Here is a 14,339-nt window from a genome sequence, read left to right on the forward strand (position 1 = left end):
AGCGGCCGGAGGAAGGGCCGCGAGAGAAGAGGGGTGGCGCGCTGGGCAGGGTGCTGTGGAAGCAGGGCCGCACGCCGGCTGAGCGGTCGAGATGGGCGGTCGAAATGAGCGATCGGGTGCTCAGCCCGTCAAATTCGGTCGCGGGTGGTCTGGCGGCGGACGGCGGCGTGGGTGGTCGCCGGTTCGGCGAAGTACGCGCGTGCCTGGCGGACGTCCTCGCGGATGGCGGCGGTCAGGGCGTCCAGGCCGTCGAAACGGGCTTCGTCGCGCAGTTTGTGCAGGAGTTCCACGCGCACGAGTTTACCGTAGGCCTCGCCCGGGCCCAGGCGGGCGGCCAAGGCCGCCGGCCAGTCCAGCGCGTGGACCTCCAGCAGCACGCGGCCGGCGTCCTCGACCGTCGGCCGCACGCCCAGCGAGGCGACGCCGTCCAGCACGAGCCCGCCGGCGCCGGGGGGCTGGCCCTCGATGCCATCGATGCTGTCGAGCCCGTCGAGCCCATGCACCCGCACCGCGAAGATCCCGTGCGCGGCCGGCTTGTCGTGGTCGAACCGCAGGTTCAGCGTCCGGAAGCCGTCGCCCTTGCCGGGCGCGGTCTCGGCCAGTTGCCGTCCCAGCTTCTGGCCGTGGATCACATGGCCGGAAATCGCGTAAGGCCGCCCCAGCAGCCGCGCCGCACCGGCCATGTCGCCGGCGGCCATGGCTTCGCGCACGGCGGAGCTCGACACCCGCAGCCCATGCACCTCGTAGCTCATCATCCGCGCGACGTCGAAGCCCAGGCGTTGCCCTGCGGCGTCCAACGTCGCGTAGTCGCCCTGCCGCTTGGCGCCGAAGCGGAAGTCGTCGCCGACCAGCGCGTACCTCGCGCCCAGGCCGTCCACCAGCACCCGCTGGATGAAGTCCTGCGCCGGCAGCGAGGCCAGCGCCTCGTCGAAGCGCAGCACGACGACCTGGTCGATGCCGCAGCGCTCCAGCTCCTGGAGCTTGTCGCGCAGCGTGGCGATGCGCGCCGGGGCCAGTTCGGGCTTGCCGAGCTTGTGCGCGAAGAAGTCGCGCGGGTGCGGCTCGAAGGTGAGCACGCAGGTCGGCAGGCCGCGGTGGCGGGCCTCCGACAGCAGCAGCGCCAGCATGGCCTGGTGGCCGCGATGGACGCCGTCGAAGTTGCCGATCGTCAGCGCGCACTGCGCCGCGATGCCGGGATGGTGGAAGCCGCGGAAAACCTGCATGGGCGGGGATTATCAGCCGCCGCGCGGGGCGGCGCCGCGATCGGGGGGGATCAGGCGGCCGCGGCGGCCGGCGGAGCGGCCAGGTGTTGCGTGACGACGTCCAGCAGCTCGTCCATCTCGAACGGCTTGACCAGGTGGCCGTCCATGCCGCTGGCCAGGCAGCGGGCCTGGTCGTCGTCGACGGTGCTGGCGGTAAGGGCGACCACCGGCGTGCGCGGCAGCAGCCGGCGCGCCTCTTCCTGCCGCCACGCGGTCGTGGCCGCGTAGCCGTCCAGCTCCGGCATGTGGCAGTCCATCAGCACGAGGTCGAAGCGCTGCGCGCGCAGCAGGTCCAGGGCCTCGCGACCGTGCTCGGCCGGGACCACGTGCAGGCCGCAGCGCTCCAGCATCGTCCTGGCCACCAGCAGGTTGACCGGGCTGTCGTCGACCAGCAGGACGCGGCCGTCCAGCCGAGGCAGCGGGCGCGGCGGCGTGCCGGGGGGCGCGGGGCGCGCCGTGGCGGCGTCGGCGGCGTCGGCGGCGTTGATGGCGCAGGCCTGCAGCGGCAGCGTGAACTCGAACACCGAGCCCTGCCCCGGCGTCGAGGCGCAGCGCAGGTCGCCGCCCATCGCGCGGGCGATCTCGCGGGAGATCGTCAGCCCCAGGCCGGCGCCGTCGCGGCGGGCGCGGTCGGCGCCGGGGCGGCCTGCCTGCTCGAAGGGCGCGAAGATGCGCTCCAGCTGGTCCGCGGGGATGCCGTCGCCGGTGTCGCGGACCGCGAAGCGCAGCAGGGTGCCGGCGCGCATGTCCAGCACGGACGACACCTCGACCTCGACGCGGCCGTGGTCGGTGAACTTGATGGCGTTGCCCACCAGGTTGTGCAGCACCTGCTGGATGCGCGACGCGTCGCCCATCGCCCGGACGGGCAGTTGCGGCGCGACGCTCAGCGTGAAGTCCACGCCCTTGGTCCGCGCGGACTCGCCCAGCAGGCGGCCGACGTCGCCGGCGACCTCGCGGATGTCGAAGGGCCGGGCCTCGACGACCAGCTTGCCGGACTCGATGCGGGCCAGATCCAGGATGTCGTTGACCAGCGTCAGCAGATGCCGGCCGGAGCGGCGCACGATCTCCACCTGCTCGCGCTGCTGGTCGCTGAGATCGCCGCGTTCCAGCAGCTGGGTCATGCCGATGATGCCGTTGAGCGGCGTGCGGATCTCGTGGCTCATCACGGCGACGAAGCGGCTCTTGCTGCTGCTCGTCTCTTCGGCGGCGTCGAGCGCCAGGCGGCGCTGTTCGGCCAGGCGCGCCTGCTCGAAGCGCAGGCGCAGCAGCTCGAGCGTGCCGGCCTCGATGCGGCGGGACTCCAGCACCGTGAGCAGCCAGAACATGCCGAGGCCGCCGACGCTGAGCCAGCCGGTCACGCCGCCCTGCAGCGCGAGCCGGATCGCCAGCGGCGCGATCACCAGCGAGGCGAACAGCGCCTGCCCGCGCGCCCAGTGGCCCAGCGACACCATGGTGAAGGCGACCAGGCCGACGAGCGTGGTCATGACCGCGCCGTCGATCTCGGGCAGGTTGGGGGTGGCGAAGAGGGCGCCGATCACGCCCCAGGCCAGACCGTCCAGGCCGAGTCCGACGAGGTAGCGCCGTTCCTCGCGCGTCGAGGCGCGCTCCTGCAGCGGCAGGGTGAGGAAGCGTCGGGCCTGGAGCGTGCGCCACAGCGAGATGCTCCAGCGCGCGCCCAGCCAGCCGAGCAGGTCGATGACGGGCAGGTGCGGCCACAGCAGCACGACCGGCAGCAGGGCGAAGAGCGCGCCCACGCCGGCCGGCATGGCCACGCGGGCCTGCAGGCTGCTCAGGCGCTCGGCCCGGACCTGGATCGCCACGCTGGCGGCGGCGCTGTCCTCGTGATGTTCGCTTTTTGAGATTCCCATACGACACGGCCGGCGAGGTTCCGACCGATGCGCCTCCTGGCTGAGGGCGCCGCTCTGGGGCAGCGCTTCGATGGCGCGTTTCTACCGAAGGAAGATGACGCGCCGTCTCGGGGACTTCCCTGGTGTGACGTCTGATCGCACGGCGGATGAATGGAGGCGTCGTTTGACATCCATCAAGGATTGCAGACGACCCACCGACCGATGTCGTGGGACAACCGCACCAACGGAACTCCACAGTTCGTTATGCGGCAGGTGACCATGACTTTTCTCTCATCTCTTCGGGAGTTACTTATTCGGCCAGCGGATGCGCGGACAGACGTCGGTACGTCGAGTCCAGGCCAGTGCCTGCTGAACAGGCTCGATGCCCACACCTCGTCGTTCCAGAAAGGCGATACGCGTTCCAGCGAGCGCGCCGATGCGCTGTGGATTCACGGCAGCAGACAACTCCGTACCCAGCTGCCGCCGAGCGGGAGCGGCCTTCCGCTGGATGCCAGCCGCGTTTCCGGCAGCGCGGTGATCATGGGCGCGCCTCATGGGCGAAAGGAAGTGATGGCGTTTGCGGAAGCTTGTGTGAGCAACAAGATTTCGCAGGTGATCGACCTGACTCACGACAACGACATCGCCGGAAAATCGGCTCACGGCATAAAGGGCTGGACCGAAAAGGCCGTAGGAACAAAAGCCTTTCATTTGTCCACGATGGGCAAGGCAGCATGGGCGACGGACCTCCAGTCGAATGTCCAGCGCGTCGCGATGGACATCTCAGTTGGCCGTGACATCAAGGCCAGGCAGGAGGCGACCTGGTCGCGCATGCCGCATTCCGCCGACGAGGCGCCCTCTCCGAAATTACTGCTCGAGGCGTGCCGGCAGATCATGGAGCATGAGCAACTGGACGACTCGTCAGTGGCTTTCCTGGACGGCAACGGCGGGCACACCGCAGCGACGTTCGCCGCGGCCAATCTGCTCTTCCGGCTGCACCGCAACAACGCTTTGAAACCGGACACGATTGATGGCCAGGTGATGTCTGCCTGCAGCATGCTGCGAGGGCGTCGCAGTCTGGCGTTGTTCGCCGGACGCCCCGACCTGATCGACAGCCTCACGCGGTTTGCCCGGCAGTTGATCGAAGAAGGCCTGGCACGTCCGACGACCTACCAGCAGCAGAAGAAGGACGAGCAGGAGATTGCCAAGACCGCTGAGCCTGCGGTAACTGTCCCACGGGTGGTTCAAGGGGCGTCGGCGGCGCCGGCGAGGTCCATGCTGCGTGCCGCATCTGACGCTCGACGGAACGCGACCGCGGACTCGGGAATAGCGGAGCGTCAGCCCGCCATCCGATTCGATGAACGTCTGAAGGTGTCGACGTTCGCACTCGGGGACGACCCGCGCCTTGTCGATCGACTCGGCGACCTAGCCGCGCTGGATGGGCCAGACATCGTCAAGGACCGTAAGCGCGAGCTCAAGCTGGAGCTCGAGGCAGCCAAGGAAGCCCTGGATGATCCAACCCTTCGGCCTGAAGAGGCCAAGCGGCTCGCCAATCTGGTCTTTCACATCAAATGGCAGATCTCAGAGCAGCAGAGGCATCGGGCTGACCTGGACGAGGCCCTCACGCAGTCCGAAGCGGGCCAGGCGGGCGATCGCTGAGTCCGCTCCGATCGCGCGGCGCGTCAGGCCGCCGGCTCCGACAACGCCAAGTCCCGCTGAGCGTCGTCCAGCCACATCCAGCCGCCTTCCTTGAGCTCCGCCGGCAGTTCCAGCGCGCCGATGCGCTGCCGGTGCAGGCTCAGCACGCGGTTCCCGACCGCCGCGACCATGCGCTTGGCTTGGTGGTAGCGGCCTTCGGTGAGCGCCATCTGCAGCCGGCCGTCGGGCAGCCGCTCGGCGGAGACGGCTTGCACCGGCTCCTCGGCCAGCTTCGGATTGCGCTCCTCCAGCAGCACGCCTTCCACGAGCTTGCGCAGCTGCGCGTCATCCACCTCGGCCTTGCAGACCGCCTGGTAGAGCTTGGGCACGTGGTACTTCGGGCTGGTCAACTTGTGCTGCAGCGGGCCGTCGTCGGTCAGCAGCAGCAGGCCGGTGGTGTCCTCGTCGAGGCGGCCGACCGGCTGGATGTCGCGGTTGCGCACCGGCTCGGGCAGCAGCGAGAACACGCTCGGATGGTGGCTCGGCTTGCGCGAGCACTCGTAGCCGGCCGGCTTGTGCAGCAGGATCAGCGCCTTCTCGTGGAAGGGCCAGGTCTGGCCTTCCACCTCGAAGACCAGGCCGGCGGTGAGGAAGCTCTGGTCGGGATCTTCGACGACCGTGCCGCCGATCGACACCAGCCCGTGCCGCAGCAGCGCGGCGCAATGCCGGCGCGTGCCGAAGCCTTGGCTGAAGAGGATCTGGGCGATGGCGACCGGCTTGGCGGAATTCTTTTGCGTCATGGGAGTGCATTGTCGTTCGATGGAAGGCCGCTTTCGTCAACTTGTCGCACGATGGGAGAGCACCAGATGCGGTCAGCCGACACCCAGTGCCATCGCACACGAAGGACCGCCATGAGCCCCCACTTCAATCTCTTGAGTCGCCTGTTCCGGTCGGACTCGTCGTCGACCCGGAACGCGGAGACGCCCGCCCGGGCTGCCCCCGGTTTCCCGGGCGACATGTCCAAGGCGGACAGGTCGGCCTGGTGGGCGCAGGCCGCGAGCGCCATCGAGATCACGCGGCGCCTGGACGCCCATGCGACCCAGGCCGGTCTGGCTGCGAAGGAGGTCAGGCCGCCGCGCTGCGCGGCGGCGGCACCCCAACTGCCGGTGAACCCGGCGACCTTGCTGGATCCGGCGCGGGTGCCGGACAAGCTGGTGCGCCAGTTGCACGCCAACCAGCTGCAGAACGGCCACCTGCTCATGTCGACACCGGGGACGTTCGAAGCCCTCGCGTGGGCGGACATCTGCGATCGGCACGATGTGCAGATGGTCCTGGATCTCGGGGAGAGCCGGTCTGCGGGCGCCGCCTGCATGCAGGCCGGCAAGCCCTTCACTTCCTCCTCGAATTGGCAGGTCCGATTCGATCCGCAGGCGCAAGGCCCTGGACACATCCGCGAGCGCAAGCTTCGAGACCTCGGCGGACAGGCGACGCAATGCGAGATGTCGGTCGAGCGTTCGCGCGGGGGGAAGCGCATCGACCCTCCTCGGACCTTGTCCTGGATACGCGTGCCCGTGGACGACAGGCACGAGATGTCGCCGCGACTCCTGCTGAACACCTGTCGCCATCTGCAGGCGGAGTGGTCTGCGGGGGGGCGCCAGGGCAAGATCGCCTTCCAATGTCCGCAAGGGGATCACCGAGGCGCGGTGTTCGCGGCGGCCCATCAGCTGTTGGAGCGCTTCCAGTCGGGTGGCTTGCGGCCGGGCGGGCTGGCGGATGCCGTGTTCGAAGAGTGCGCCAAGGTGCGAAGCGATCGCAGCCACGCCCTGTTCACCCAGGGTCATGTGACCTCGCTGATGGCCTTCTGCGGCCTGCTGATGGAGGAACGGCGAAGCGCATCAAGGCGTGTCGCCACGCCGTCGCCCGTGGCGCCATCCAGCCTGGACCCGAGCCATCGGGCGCCGCTGCGGTCCGCGCTGCGAGGCACGCAAGCGCGCGATGCGACGGCGCAGATGGCGCGGATGGCGCAGATGGCGCCTCCGCGGCACGTCGCGTTCAACACCGTCGCCCAGGTCAGCGACGGAACGACCGTGCCCACCAAGCCGGGCAGGGACGTGGGCGCCTAATCGCTGGCCGCGGTCCGCGGCGCCGCGACCGCATCTACGATCGCCCGCGCCACCACTTCCGCCGCCACGCCGCCCAGCAGGGTCATGTCGCCGTCGACGTCCGCGGCGCCGGTGGCGAGCGCGAACATCACGTCCCCGTCCATCACCGTGTGGACGGGATGGATCGCGCGCGCCAGGCCGTCGTGCGCAATCTGCGCGAGCTTGGTGGCCTGCGCCTTCGTCAGCCGCGCGTCCGTCGCGATGACGCCGATCGTCGTGGCGCTGCCCTGCAGCCCACCGCCGGGGCGCTCGCCGTCGAGCAGCGCCTGGACCGTCGAGCGCGGCCGGCCGTCGGCGCCGCGCGAACCGGCCAGCACCTCGCCGCCATGCGGATCGACCACGTCGCCCACCGCGTTCACCGCCACCATCGCCGACAGGGTCACGCCGCCGATGCGGACCGAGGCCATGCCCAGTCCGCCCGGCATCGAATGCTCGACGCCCAGCAGCTTGCCCACCGTCGCGCCGGTGCCGGCGCCGACACGCCCCCGCGAGCGCTCCCGGGCCGAGGCCGCATCGCAGGCCGCGCGGCCGGCCGCCGCGTCGGGCGCGGTCGACGCGTCGTGCAGCCACAGGTCGAAGAGCACCGCCGCCGGCACGATGGGCACGCGGACCCGACCGACCGGGAACCCATGACCGCGCTCCACGAGCCAGCGCATCACGCCGTCCGCGGCCGCGAGGCCGAACGCGCTGCCGCCGGTCAGCAGGATCGCGTGGACCTGCTGGACGGTGTTCTCGGGACGCAGGAGTTCGAGGTCGCGCGTGCCCGGTGCGGCACCGCGCACGTCGACACCGGCGGTCGCGCCGTCCTCGCACAACACGACGCTGCAGCCGGTGGGCACGGCAGGGTGCGTGAAGTGCCCGACCTTGAGGCCGGCGACGTCGCAGAGGGCCCCCGCGTCCGCGTGTGCAGGCCCCGAGGCGTCGTCAGCCGCGCGGGGTGTGCCGGCCACGGCCCTGATCGGCGCGTCGCTCAAGGCTTGGCGCCCTGCGGCTTCAGCGAGCCGCAGTCGCTGCCCAGGTAGCGGGCTTCGCCGGTGGAACGGATCACCACGGTCTTGCCGTCGCGCTGCGCGCGGATCTCGCTCCTGGTCTTGTAGTGGTCGGGGCCGAGGAAGGTGATCTCGTTGGTCCCTTCGGATGCCGGGTTTGTGCAGCGGAAGTTCACCAGCATCGTGTCGCCGGTGCGCTTGCTGTCGTGCTCGCACTTGCCGTCGGTGCGCGGCATCGCGGCGCGGTCGGCCTGTTCCTTGGTGACGCAGGACTTGAGCGTCAGCTCGCCGCCCTGGAAGTTCATGCTGACGCCGTGCTGCGACATCATGGATTCCATCTGCTTGCGCTGCTCGGGCGGCAGCGCCGCCATCTGCTTCTGCATCTGCTCCATCTGCGCCTGACGCTGCGGATCGAGCTGGGGCTTCTGCTTGATCTCCCACAAGCCGGGCTTGAAGTCCTGGGCCGAGGCGGACACGACGCCGGCCGCGAGCAGCAGGCCGACGATCAGGGAGGAGGGCGCAAAGAAGGAAGGCGTGAAAGCGGCGGGCGCATGCGACATGGCGGGCTCCCTCGCCGCGGGGGGGCGGCGAGCTCCGCTCAGTTTATGCCCGCTTCATTCAGCGCAAGCCGCTCAAGCAAACACGCCGGCCGTGTCCTGCATGCGCGCGCTGACCTCGCCGAGGTGATGCAGCGAGTCGCCGTACTGCATCTCCATGACGGCCAGGCGCTTGAAGTAGTGACTGCCGATGTATTCGTCCGTCACGCCGATGCCGCCGTGCAGCTGGGTGCACTGCTGGCCGACGAAACGCATCGACTGCCCCAGTTGCACCTTGGCCTGCGAGATCGCCCGGCGGCGGGCCTCCGCCGGCTCGTTCAGCTTGAGCGTGGCGAAGTAGCTCATCGAGCGCGCCAGCTCCAGCTGCATCTTGACGTCGGCCATGCGGTGGCGCAGCGCCTGGAAGCTCGCGATCGCGACGCCGAACTGCTTGCGCGTGTTCAGGTAGTCCGCTGTCAGCGCGACGAAGCGGTCCATCGCGCCCACCGCCTCGGCCGCCTGCGCGGCGATGGCGATGTCGACGGCGTGTTCCAGCACGTCGAGCCCCTGGCCCGGCCCGACCAGCAGGGTGGCAGGCGTGCGATCGAGCGTGAGCTCGGCGGCGCGCGAGCCGTCGTGCAGCCCATAACCGCGCAGCGTGAGGCCGGCCGCGTCCTTCGCGACGAGATATAGCGCGATGCCCTGGCCTGCGTTGTAAGCGCGCGCCGGCACGATGAAAGCGTCCGCCGCGTCACCGGCGGGCACCAGGCTCTTCGCGCCGATGAGGCGGTGGTCAGCGGACACCAGCGTGTCGCAGACTTCGAGCCGGTAACGCGCGCGGCGCTCCTGATGTGCCAGCACGACCAAGGCATCGCCGCCGGCGATGCGCGGCAGCCACTCGCCTTGCACGTCGCCGCCGGCGTGTGCAAGCACGGCCGGCGCCACCAGTCCGCCCTGCGCATACGGTTCCATCACCAGGCCGCGGCCCAGCTCTTCCATCACGACCATCGCCTCGGCCGGGCCGAAGCCCAGGCCGCCGTGGGCTTCGGGCACCGCGAGCGCGGTCAGGCCCAGCCCGGCCAGCGCCTGCCAGGCGTCGCGCGAGAAACCGCCCGCCTTCACGATCGCGCGGCGCTGGTCGAAGCCGTAATCCTTGTCCACGTAGCGCCGCACCGCGTCGCGCAGCGAGTTCTGGTCTTCGGTGAAATCGAAATCCATGTCGTGTCTCCTGCCTCAGCCCAGAACCGTCTGCGCGACGATGTTGCGTTGAACCTCGTTCGAGCCGCCGTAGATCGTCGTCTTGCGATAGTTGAAGTAGTGGCTCGCGAGCGGCGCGCAATGGGCCGCGCCGACCTGGTCGCCCTGCCAGCCGGCCTCCATCGCCTCCTGGATGAAGGGCGTCGCATACGGCCCGGCGGCCAGCATCATGAGCTCGGTGTAGCGCTGCTGGATCTCGCTGCCGCGGATCTTCAGCAGGCCGGCGACGTCCAGCGACTGCTTGCCGCTGGACTCGGCCGACAGCACGCGCAGCACCATCATCTCCAGCGCGACGATGTCCACCTCCAGCAGCGCGATCTGGTCGCGGAAGCGCGGGTCGTCGTAGACGCCCTCGGCCTTGGCGATGCGCTTCAGGCGCTCGAGCTCGCGCTTGCCGCGGTTGACGTCGGCGATGTTGGTGCGCTCGTGCGCGAGCAGGTACTTGGCGTAGGTCCAGCCCTTGTTCTCCTCGCCGACGAGGTTCTCCGCCGGCACGACCACGTCGTCGAAGAAGACCTCGTTGACCTCGTGCTCGCCGTCGAGCATGGTGATCGGCCGCACCGTCACGCCGGGCGACTTCATGTCGATCAGCAGGAAGGAAATGCCGGCCTGCGGCTTGACGCTCGAATCGGTGCGCACCAGGCAGAAGATCCAGTCGCCGTACTGGCCCAGCGTGGTCCAGGTCTTCTGGCCGTTGACGACGTAGGTGTCGCCGCGGCGCTCGGCGCGCGTCTTGACCGAGGCGAGGTCCGAGCCCGAGCCCGGCTCGCTGTAGCCCTGGCTCCACCAGACGTCGCCGCTCATGATGCCGGGGAGGTGGCGCTCCTGCTGCTCGCGCGAGCCGAAGGCCATGATCACGGGCGCCACCATCACCGGCCCGAAGGGCACGACGCGCGGCGCGCCGGCCAGCGCGCATTCCTCTTCGAACAGGTGGCGCTGCACGGCATTCCAGCCCGGTCCGCCGAACTGCTTGGGCCAGGCCCAGCCGTGCCAGCCCTGCTTGCCCAGGATGCGGGCCCAGCGCTGCAGGTCGTCCTTGTTCAGCCGCAGCGCGTTGTGCACCTTGTGGCTGATGTCCTTGGGCAGGTGCTCGGCCACCCATTGGCGGATGTCGGCCCGGAAGGCCTGCTCTTCGGGCGTGAAGTTGAGATCCATCGTCGTGTCTCCTGCGGTCCTGGATGTCTTGTCGGGCACGTGCCCCGCGGACTGCGCCGGGTTTTAGCACGAGCGTTCGATTTTTTCCTGTCCCGACCGGGACAAAGCCAGGGGCATCCCGGGGGCGGGGGAGAATGCGCGGCTTCCGGGCTCCGCAGATCCGCCATGACCGCCTCGCTCCCGACCTCTCCCCCGACCTCGCTGCCGACGTCTCCCCCGACCTCGCTCCCGACGTCTCCCCCGACCTCGCTCCCGACGTCTTCCCCGATGTCGTCCCCGTCCTTGTTTCCGACCTCCCTGCCGAGGCCCGTCCTCGCCCTGCATGGCGGCGCGGGCACGATCCGCCGCGCCGGCATGAGCGCGGAGATGGAAGCGCGCTACCGCGCCGCGCTGGCGGAGATCCTGGCCGACGGCGCCACCCGGCTGGCCCGCGGCGACGCCGCGATGGACGTGGCCGTGGAAGCCGTGCGCCGGCTGGAGGAGTGCGAGCTCTTCAACGCCGGCAAGGGCGCGGTGTACACGGCGGACCAGCGGCATGAACTCGACGCCAGCGTGATGGACGGGCGCGATCGCAGCGCCGGCGCGGTGGCCGGCGTGACGCGGGTGCGCAATCCGGTGCTGGCGGCGCGGGCGGTGATGGCGCACAGCGGCCACGTGCTGCTGGTCGGCACGGCGGCGGACAGCTTCGCGTTCGAGCAGGGCCTGGAGCGCGTGGCGCCGGACTGGTTCGGCACGCCGCAGCGGCTCGCGCAGCTGGCGCAGGCGAGGGCGTCGGCGTCCGGCCAGGTGCTGGACCACGACGGCCAGCAGGCGGTCGCCGATGCCGGTCTGAACGGCCCGAACGGCCCGACCACCGGCGGCCCCCTCGACGAACAGACCAAGTTCGGCACCGTGGGCGCCGTGGTCCGCGACGCGGCGGGTCACCTCGCCGCGGCGACCTCCACCGGCGGAATGACGAACAAGCGGCCCGGCCGCGTCGGCGATTCGCCGATCCCGGGCGCGGGCTGCTATGCGGACGACCGCAGCGTCGCGGTGTCCTGCACCGGCACCGGTGAAGCCTTCATCCGCGCCGCCGCGGCGCACGAGGTCGGCGCGCTGATGCGCATCGGCGGCCTGCCGCTCGCCGAGGCCTGCGCGCGCGTGGTCTTCGACGAGCTGCCGACGGTGGGCGGCGACGGCGGCCTGATCGCGGTCGACACCCTGGGCAACGTCTGGCTCGGCTTCAACACCGAGGGCATGTACCGCGGCTGGGTCGAGGCCGGCGGCACGCCCGTGGTCGGCGTCTACCGGGACGAATGAGCGTGGATGAGACCGAGCTGGACCGAGCTGGACCGAATGAGACCAATGAGAGCGAATGGAACGCACGGGACCGACTGACGCCATGAGCCACCGCGCCGCCGTCCTGCTGATGCTGCTGGTCACGCTGCTGTGGAGCACGGCCGGCGCGGTGTCGCGCCAGCTCGACTCGGCGCGCGGCTTCGAGGTGACCTTCTGGCGCAGCGCGTTCAACGCGCTGGCGCTGACGGTCCTGCTGCCGCTGCTGCGCGGCCGGGACTACTGGCGGCACGCGCTGCCGCGCCTGCGCCGCTCCCCGTCGGTGCTGGGCTCGGGGCTGTGCTGGGCCGTGATGTACACGGCCTTCATGCTGGCGCTGACGATGACCGGCGTGGCCAACGTGCTGGTGACGATGGCGCTGGGACCGCTGCTGACGGCGCTGTTCGCGCGCGTCTTCCTGCATCAGCGGCTGGCCGCGCGGACCTGGATCGCGATCTGGGTCGCCAGCGCGGGCATCGGCTGGATGTTCGCGAGCGAGATGAACAGCGGTGCGACGGCGTGGCTGGGCATGGGCGTCGCGCTGGCGGTGCCCGTGGCCGCGGCCAGCAACTGGACGCTGCTGCAGGCGCGCGCCGGCGACGGCGAGACTGACCTGCTGCCCGCCGTCTGGCTGGGCGCGCTGCTGTCGGCACTGGTGACGCTGCCGCTGGCCTGGCCGTTCGCGGCGTCGGGCCGGGACCTGCTGCTGCTGGCCGGCCTCGGCATCTTCCAGCTGGCGCTGCCCTGCCTGATCGTCGTGCAGCTGACGCGGGTGCTGCCGGCAGCCGAGGTCGCGCTGCTGGGATTGATGGAAGTGCTGCTCGGCGTGCTGTGGGCCTGGCTGCTGGCGGACGAGGCGCCGTCGCCGGCGGCGCTGCTCGGCGGTGTTATGGTGCTGGCCGCATTGATTGGCAACGAGCTGCTGGCCGCGTGGCGCCGCCCGGCAGCTTCTACGAGTGGAGAGATGTCGCTGTGATTCCGTCGCTGCAATCCGAAGGGCAGGTCCTGGCCGAGGTCAACGGCTGCCTGGGCCTGATCACCTTGAACCGTCCGCAGGCGCTGAACGCCCTGTCGCTGGCGATGATCCGCGACATGACCGCGCTGCTGACCGCGTGGGCGAAGGATCCCGCCATCCAGGCCGTCGCCCTGATGGGCGCGGGCCGCGAGGGCAAGCCCGCGGCGTTCTGCGCGGGCGGCGACATCCGCTTCTTCCACCAGGCGGCGCTTGCCGGTGACGAAGCGCTCGACGCGTTCTTCACCGAGGAGTACGCGCTCAACCACCTGATCCACGAGTTCCCCAAGCCCTTCATCGCGCTGATGGACGGCGTCGTGATGGGCGGCGGCATGGGCATCAGCCAGGGCGCGCGGCTGCGCGTGCTGACGGAGCACTCCAAGCTCGCGATGCCCGAGACCAACATCGGCCTGTTCCCGGACGTCGGCGGCGGCTACTTCCTGTCGCGATGCCCCGGCCACAGCGGTGAATGGCTGGCGCTGACCGGCCAGGTCATCGGCGCGGGCGACGCGATCGAGTTCGGCCTGGGCGACGTCTTCGTCCAGAGCAGCGAGCTGCCGGCGATCGTCGCGGCCTTGCGGACCGGCGTGCAGGACAGCGCGGAGCACGTGGTCGCGACCGTGATGGAGCGCGTCGACCTGGCGCCGGCCGCCGAGCACTGGCACTCGCGCGCCTGCATCGACAGGCATTTCTCGGCGGCCTCGGTGCCGGCGCTGTTCGCCTCGCTCGCGGCGGACGCCGATCCCTGGTCGCAAGCGACGCTGGCGACGCTGAGGCGGCGCTCGCCGCTGATGATGGCGGTCACGCTGGAGCAGGTGCGGCGCGCCCGCACGATGAGCCTGGCCGACGATCTGCGCATGGAGCGCGACCTGGTGCACCACTGCTTCCACCTGCGGCCCGGCGCGGCCAGCGAGACGGTCGAGGGCGTGCGCGCGCTGGCCGTCGACAAGGACCATGCGCCGAAGTGGAACCCGGCCCGCGTCGAGGACGTGACGCGCGCCGACGTCGAGGCCTTCTTCCGCAGCCCCTGGACGGCCGCCGAGCACCCGCTGCGCGGACTCGATTGACGGGCTGACCGGAGCGGCCGACCGGAGCGGCCGGCCGCCGGGCCGGTCGACGGATGACACCGCGGGTCGCTCCTCGCCCGCGTTGTCCCTCACGGAAGTGACG

General features: G+C 70.5%; 12 protein-coding genes. 5 read left to right on the forward strand and 7 right to left on the reverse strand.

What is annotated here, in order from left to right:
• Positions 1–128: 128 nt before the first annotated feature.
• Both AC07O8_RS13920 and AC07O8_RS13925 read right to left on the reverse strand, forming a co-directional pair.
• Complete coding sequence (locus tag AC07O8_RS13920) at positions 129–1,223, reverse strand: bifunctional riboflavin kinase/FAD synthetase (RefSeq protein ID WP_495048580.1); 1,095 nt, start codon at positions 1,221–1,223, stop codon at positions 129–131.
• 50 nt (positions 1,224–1,273) lie between these two features.
• Positions 1,274–3,130 carry an ATP-binding protein gene (locus tag AC07O8_RS13925; RefSeq protein WP_495048581.1) on the reverse strand — a complete coding sequence of 619 codons (1,857 nt, stop codon included), beginning with the start codon at positions 3,128–3,130 and terminating at the stop codon, positions 1,274–1,276.
• 150 nt (positions 3,131–3,280) lie between these two features.
• On the opposite strand from AC07O8_RS13925, the gene AC07O8_RS13930 reads away from it, so the two are divergent.
• A complete protein-coding gene (locus AC07O8_RS13930; protein ID WP_495048582.1) occupies positions 3,281–4,765 on the forward strand; it encodes a hypothetical protein in 1,485 nt (494 codons plus the stop codon).
• Positions 4,766–4,788: 23 nt separating this feature from the next.
• Here AC07O8_RS13930 and AC07O8_RS13935 read toward each other — a convergent pair whose 3' ends face one another.
• A complete protein-coding gene (locus AC07O8_RS13935; protein ID WP_495048583.1) occupies positions 4,789–5,544 on the reverse strand; it encodes a pseudouridine synthase in 756 nt (251 codons plus the stop codon).
• Positions 5,545–5,655: 111 nt separating this feature from the next.
• On the opposite strand from AC07O8_RS13935, the gene AC07O8_RS13940 reads away from it, so the two are divergent.
• Positions 5,656–6,867, forward strand: a complete 1,212-nt coding sequence (locus AC07O8_RS13940) for a hypothetical protein (RefSeq protein ID WP_495048584.1) — start codon at positions 5,656–5,658, stop codon at positions 6,865–6,867.
• Here AC07O8_RS13940 and AC07O8_RS13945 read toward each other — a convergent pair.
• From AC07O8_RS13945 to AC07O8_RS13960, 4 genes are all read right to left on the reverse strand, one after another.
• On the reverse strand, positions 6,864–7,856 hold the full coding sequence (locus AC07O8_RS13945; protein WP_495048650.1) for a P1 family peptidase: 993 nt from the start codon (positions 7,854–7,856) through the stop codon (positions 6,864–6,866). The two genes, AC07O8_RS13940 and AC07O8_RS13945, sit on opposite strands and share 4 nt — an antisense overlap.
• A 20-nt stretch (positions 7,857–7,876) precedes the next feature.
• Positions 7,877–8,455 (reverse strand): DUF3617 domain-containing protein, encoded by a 579-nt coding sequence (locus AC07O8_RS13950; protein WP_495048585.1) that lies wholly within the window; start codon positions 8,453–8,455, stop codon positions 7,877–7,879.
• A gap of 72 nt (positions 8,456–8,527) precedes the next feature.
• The gene (locus AC07O8_RS13955; protein WP_495048586.1) at positions 8,528–9,649 is read right to left on the reverse strand and encodes an acyl-CoA dehydrogenase family protein; all 1,122 of its coding nucleotides are present in this window, start codon (positions 9,647–9,649) and stop codon (positions 8,528–8,530) included.
• 15 nt (positions 9,650–9,664) lie between these two features.
• Positions 9,665–10,843 (reverse strand): acyl-CoA dehydrogenase family protein, encoded by a 1,179-nt coding sequence (locus AC07O8_RS13960; protein ID WP_495048587.1) that lies wholly within the window; start codon positions 10,841–10,843, stop codon positions 9,665–9,667.
• A 267-nt stretch (positions 10,844–11,110) separates the two neighbouring features.
• Between AC07O8_RS13960 and AC07O8_RS13965 the strand changes: the two genes are divergently transcribed.
• From AC07O8_RS13965 to AC07O8_RS13975, 3 genes are all read left to right on the forward strand, one after another.
• A complete protein-coding gene (locus AC07O8_RS13965; protein WP_495048588.1) occupies positions 11,111–12,142 on the forward strand; it encodes an isoaspartyl peptidase/L-asparaginase family protein in 1,032 nt (343 codons plus the stop codon).
• An 82-nt stretch (positions 12,143–12,224) separates the two neighbouring features.
• The gene (locus AC07O8_RS13970; RefSeq protein WP_495048589.1) at positions 12,225–13,133 is read left to right on the forward strand and encodes a DMT family transporter; all 909 of its coding nucleotides are present in this window, start codon (positions 12,225–12,227) and stop codon (positions 13,131–13,133) included.
• An 8-nt stretch (positions 13,134–13,141) separates the two neighbouring features.
• Complete coding sequence (locus AC07O8_RS13975; protein WP_495048651.1) at positions 13,142–14,236, forward strand: enoyl-CoA hydratase/isomerase family protein; 1,095 nt, start codon at positions 13,142–13,144, stop codon at positions 14,234–14,236.
• Positions 14,237–14,339 lie beyond the last annotated feature (103 nt).

It is taken from the genome of Roseateles sp. GW821-FHT09G09 (genome assembly GCF_059415965.1).